Genomic DNA, 5,452 nt, shown 5'->3' with positions numbered 1-5,452 from the left:
ATAGCTATGGGCCGCTTCGACAAACTCCCCAACGCCCCAACCCTTTATTTCTCTCGACTTTGCCAGATCAGCTGGCAAATCAGGAACGCTCACACTAGGGAAATCGAGTATTCTTTCCACGGTAGCTCTGCAGACACCTTTCAATCTTGTAATGTCTACATTCTCATCCCCAATCACCTCCCTTAACTGGCGAGAAAGACCGCTTACCAACGCAGATCGGCGACTCAGTATATTCTTCTCGGCGCACTCCCTTAACCCTTGCGTCATTAGTCTTGAAAACCCCTCCAACGACCTACGTATCGGAAGTGGCCGCACCGTTTCAATCTCAAAGGTTCGTTCTTCATAGCCGCCCATACTAAGTTTTCTGGCGAACCACGACCCCACACCCTCTTTCTCAACCCGTCGAGTTTCTTGAGAAACCCCCTCCGCCCCCTCAGCTTTTTCGTCAAACATATCCATAGCTCTTTGAATGACACTCCTTAAATCCGCCGGGAGTCGTAAATGCATATCCTCTATTTGATCTAAAAACTCTTGATTCGATGCCTCAACACCTTTATACGAAGCCACATTTAGTGCGCTTAGCCTTTCTTGAATTTTCTCTATATCACTATTTTCGACTTCACTTCGCTGCCCAGAGAGGCTCTCTAATACCGCTTCTTTTGTTTTAACAAAAGCTCGCCACTGGGCCTCAATAAAGTCATCAGACTGCGCTTCCAATATCTGAATTTTCTTCGACCTTACTTTTTCAATTGCCCTCTCCAGCTCCCTCCGACCAGATAGAACTTCAAGATTATCCATTAAATTATCAGGATTAGAAAAATAGTCTGGATAGTTTTTTTTCAGAAGCCCCATAGCGTGAGAAGCTGTTTCATCACCACTACTACCCTTCCCCAGAACCAGCGCCTCGCAAATACCTGCAGTCAAAATCAGCCGCTCCCCTTGGTTCTTCGCTATACTCTTGAGAATTTCATTCTCACAATTGGATAACGACCTCTCTGCTTGCTCGGCCATGGTGGCACGTAAAATTTCTATAGCCTGTGGCAGAACTCCTTTCGCATCTCTGCGAATACTGGAGTGCAACTGTGTATCAGCCTGGCTAGCCACAATATATATTTCCTGTGTGCCTTCACGTCCGCTCAGGCGATCCGCAAGCTCAAAATCCTGTTCACTCATGAACTGCCCCGCGGGACTCACAATAAAGGCAGCATTACACTCCTTTAAACGTTCATAAGTACGCTGCTCACGAGATTTAACTGGATCGTTAACGCCAGGGGTATCCAGAATCTCAATTCCCTTCAAGCTCTCCAGGGGCATTCCAAGATTAAGCTCACGGGTAAAAGGCATATAACGCCCCGAGGAGCCCACATAATCCATAAGCTGTGCATTTAATTCTTCCACGGTATTCGCCGTGAGCAAGCGCCGGTCTGTAAGCTCCCCCACGTTTACCGACGAATCTTTAATTCGCTTATATAAATCTGCAGCTGCAGAAAGGGCACCATCTTCACCCACTTCACGAAGAGCCTTTTTCCTAAGCAGCTCATCTTTAGGATCCGGAAGTGGCCGATTAGCACGCTCCTTCCTCTCTAAATGCTCTTCCCTGTAACGCTGAATAGCCGCATTTACTTCACGGTCGTATATTGAAGCTTTAATCTTCAAATCATCAATATCATCCTGATTAAAGAACTTTACTTCAGCGCAAAACTCACCCGCATATCCTATTGATGTCAGTGCCGCTGTCATAGGTGTCGCAGCTTTTGGAAGCACCTCTTTACCATCAAAGAGAAGCCCATTAATCAGTGATGATTTCCCCGCTTTTACACGACCAATAATACCAATCTTCAGATTTCTTCCTTCTTCCTGAAGAGTAGCCAGATGCGACTCAATCTCCTGACTACTATATACCCCATCATCTTTGATCAATCTTTTAATCGATGCATCACAGATATCATCATATTTAGCTAGAATGCTTTCTAAAGACTGGCGCGCCGAAAGAAGCCGATCTTTGCTCACTGTCATCAAACAATCACCTTTCTTGCATTCTCGTTAATCGCAGCCAGAATTTCTTCTAACTGTGATATGTTGCTTTTTATAGCTTGCAAATCCTCAGCCGCAGAGCTTGCAACCTCATCATATACTCTCTTCTGATTTTCAACCTTTGACGACACTTGCTCAGAAACAACTCTAATAATTTCGCTCTCGGTGGCATTAAGAGAATCCACGACCTGCGGCCTAACCTGTGACAAGACACTTGGAATTACTTGAGAGGATATGGCCTTTCGGTATTGTTCTGTCTCGCTTTTCTCACGGAACGCGTCAAAAAGCGCGCCAATAACCCCAGGAAGTATTGAAAAAACAACCTTCAAGACCGGATGCGGAATAGCTAATGCCGCCGTTGAAAGCATTCCCCCAACCGTTTTTCCTGCCCCCTCTTTCCCTGCATTCCCACGGGACGACGGGTTATCTCCCAGACCCGCAAGAGCAGACATAGCCTCGCTTTCAATTACTGAAATCATATTGTCGATCCAATTACCTTCGGATGAGAGGGAAAGCCCATTCAGAGATATATCGCCCGAAAATTGATATGCCACATCTTTGGTGATACGCCGAACGGCTTGCTGAATTTCCACCGTAAGCGTGGAACGGACAAGATCAGCAATACCGCGACACATTGCGTCCTCCCCACTTCGAGCCATCACAACAATTTCATCCAATGAACCATTGAGAGAGGCCTCCAATCTGCGCAAGACATGCTCGGCTTTCTCAGACAGGCGCCCTTCTCCTATTTCAGAAAGCATTTTCTCCCGCTCACTCTCAATTTTTATCAAGCTATTTTTTGCATTTTCAACTTGACGATTCAAATCGTCTTCCGACCCCGAAAGCGCACTAATCAACGTATTAATATGTGCACAAGCATCAAAATAGAGTGATTTAACCTGATCAAGGAAGATGCCATCAAACAATGACGATGCATCGGCTTCTTCCAGGGAGGACAGAAGATCTGCCACATCCTCCATATTGATTTGCCCCACAGAATCATCACCGGAAATTGATTCCATTTGCTCAGACACATACTGATGCGTGGATTTCAATTCCTCAGGGGAAGCCAAGTCCGTCATAGTTAAAAACACTTTGACATAACGCCCAAGCCCCATAATTTCATCAAGCCTTCGTACGTCTTGCCGACTAACTGTGCCCGCTTTTGCATTAACCATATACAAATACAATGCACCGCTTGTGATATATCGAAGGATTGCTTGGTTGTGCTGATCGAGACCGGAATCAAAACCCGGCATGTCGACAAGCACCAGCGGCTGAATCTCTTTCAACTCTCGGGAGTTAACATAGACCCTCACCACCTGATAACGCTCTGCTTCCGAAGACAGCACTGGTAGTTGGTCAACTCTATATTCGCGCCATTCACCTGACTGAGTCTGTGCCATCAAGCATTCAGATTCTGAATATCGAAGCTCTGCCGGGATAGCCGTTTCAGGTGTAACTTTCTCAGGAAGAATATTGCGACCAATCACCTTATTCAGTGCTGTAGACTTTCCTGTACTAAACCCTCCAACAACTGGCACATAAATTTCACCCTGGCTAACAGAAGAAGAAACCTGATCAAGCTCTTCGCCCCATTTTCTACCCACTTCTTCCATCATTGATGGAGCGGAATCTACTGCCTGAAAAAAATATTCGCCCAACCCTTTAATATAGTTAGCCAACTGTTCTTTTCTTTTAACTTCCATAACCACACCAATCCTCAGCATTCCAAAAAATCAAATAAAAAGAGCACCTTCACTCCTCGCTTACTTCCTTGGCCAGCCAAACTTGCCCTGCGGTAACAAGGATGCCAATAGCTTCTTTCGCCAATTTCTTTGCTTCTTCAGACGAGAACAGGGAATCTTTTCCTGAAAATTCATCTATCAACCCCGGAAGGTCATCAACCATTTCCTGCATCGTGTCTGATGACGCCCACAGATTCCCGGATGGATCCAGCAATCTATACGGCTTTAAAGGGCTAACCTTATCCAAGGTCTTGTTGTACTGGATTCGCCATCCTTGCTCTGAAACTTTGTCACTCCAAAATACTCCAGCATCCGCTGTCGCCGTTCCGAATAAACGCCTTACAGACATAACCACCTCAGGATATCTTATTTAAAAATCTCGCGATCACCCCAGTTCGCCTGGTTTCAATCTCCTCACAACCACAGCGCGGGCATTCATCCACCCATTCGCCTGGTGTCAGTACATCGCTTTTTGGCCTTACGCCCTTCTTCCAGCCGCATCGCGAACAATTCAAGACAAAAGGCTCTGGTCGAATCGGCATAACCCCAATCCTCCTAACAGCATAAAGGCGCTCTGGCCACATGCCAGAGCGCCTTTATTAATTTATCTACTGAACATTAAGAATGATGGACTTGGGACCAAGCAGGTCCGTCTCCCCGTTCACAGACTCCACATAAACCTCGTACTGCTCTTTATCTTCCAGGGACACGCTTATTTTCCTACCTGTCCAGGTCTGGCCCGAGTCGTAGTAAGTGCCGTCCACATCATAGCGAGCCTTCCAAACAATCGATTCCGGGTGCACAAACCCGTTTTTATCAAATAAGTAAGCCTCTAAACTTAAGCTTTCTCCGGTTTTTATATCTCTATTTTTCGGGCCCAGAACATAGACACCGTAGCTCTCTGGCATAGGCTTTCCGTTATCACTAACAATGCAGTGATCTCCTGTTGCGGCACCTGTTCCAACAGACTCATTCCCTTGCATGTGTGCTTCATAACTACATCCAGCGACGGAAAACCCTTCATTGAATAATGCTGCAAGACGCTCAAAACCATCGGTCCGTCCGCCCCAATATGTATAAATATTGCTGAGATCAGGAGAATTAACTACCAAGCCACTCCACAGATATAGCTGCGAAGACAACACAGAAGAACCACTTAAAAGCGATCTGTATGAAGTAACATCCTCCACATCAAACACTGTTCCTATAGAAACAACATCTCGCAGTGTCAACCCAGCATTTGCCGTTAATGTAGCCCTCTTTATTCCAACACCTTCCAAACTTGAGGTTCCCGAATAACCAGAAACGTTCAAATAACTTATTTTATCGCCGACAAGCTCTTCATTGTCGTAGTCAAAATCCATTTCACCGACAAAACGTATTCCAGCCCAAGCACCATCAATATTATTGGGTGAGGTCTTGATAGTGACAGGAGACACGGCCGTCCCATTCACATTCACACCGCTCTCCGCCACGATATACCAGTTACGATCCACTTGCAGAACGGCCCCCGCATCAATCAATAGGCGCTCATTAAACGTCGTATCACAGGTTACGAAATGGTTTCCGGCTGTCACCTTTATCGGGTCGACATAGTTACCACAAATATTGCCCGTCACTTCCACGTAGGGGATATCAACGCAGATGTTGTCTTCGATTTCCTGGTTTTC

General features: G+C 46.0%; 4 protein-coding genes. All 4 read right to left on the bottom strand.

What is annotated here, in order from left to right; translation table 11 throughout:
- Positions 1–2,016, bottom strand: a 2,016-nt coding sequence (locus tag A3730_RS10695; RefSeq protein WP_063538043.1) for a dynamin family protein, incomplete at its 3' end; no start/stop codon positions are given.
- Positions 2,016–3,743 carry a dynamin family protein gene (locus tag A3730_RS10690; protein WP_063519143.1) on the bottom strand — a complete coding sequence of 576 codons (1,728 nt, stop codon included), beginning with the start codon at positions 3,741–3,743 and terminating at the stop codon, positions 2,016–2,018. The genes A3730_RS10695 and A3730_RS10690, both read right to left, overlap by 1 nt.
- A gap of 49 nt (positions 3,744–3,792) precedes the next feature.
- A complete protein-coding gene (locus A3730_RS10685) occupies positions 3,793–4,131 on the bottom strand; it encodes a hypothetical protein (RefSeq protein WP_063519141.1) in 339 nt (112 codons plus the stop codon).
- A gap of 259 nt (positions 4,132–4,390) precedes the next feature.
- A partial coding sequence (locus A3730_RS31520) for a hypothetical protein (RefSeq protein ID WP_197477431.1) occupies positions 4,391–5,452 on the bottom strand: 1,062 nt, incomplete at its 5' end.

This window comes from Alcanivorax sp. HI0044, assembly GCF_001634945.1.
This window is presented reverse-complemented; position numbering and strand designations above follow the sequence as displayed.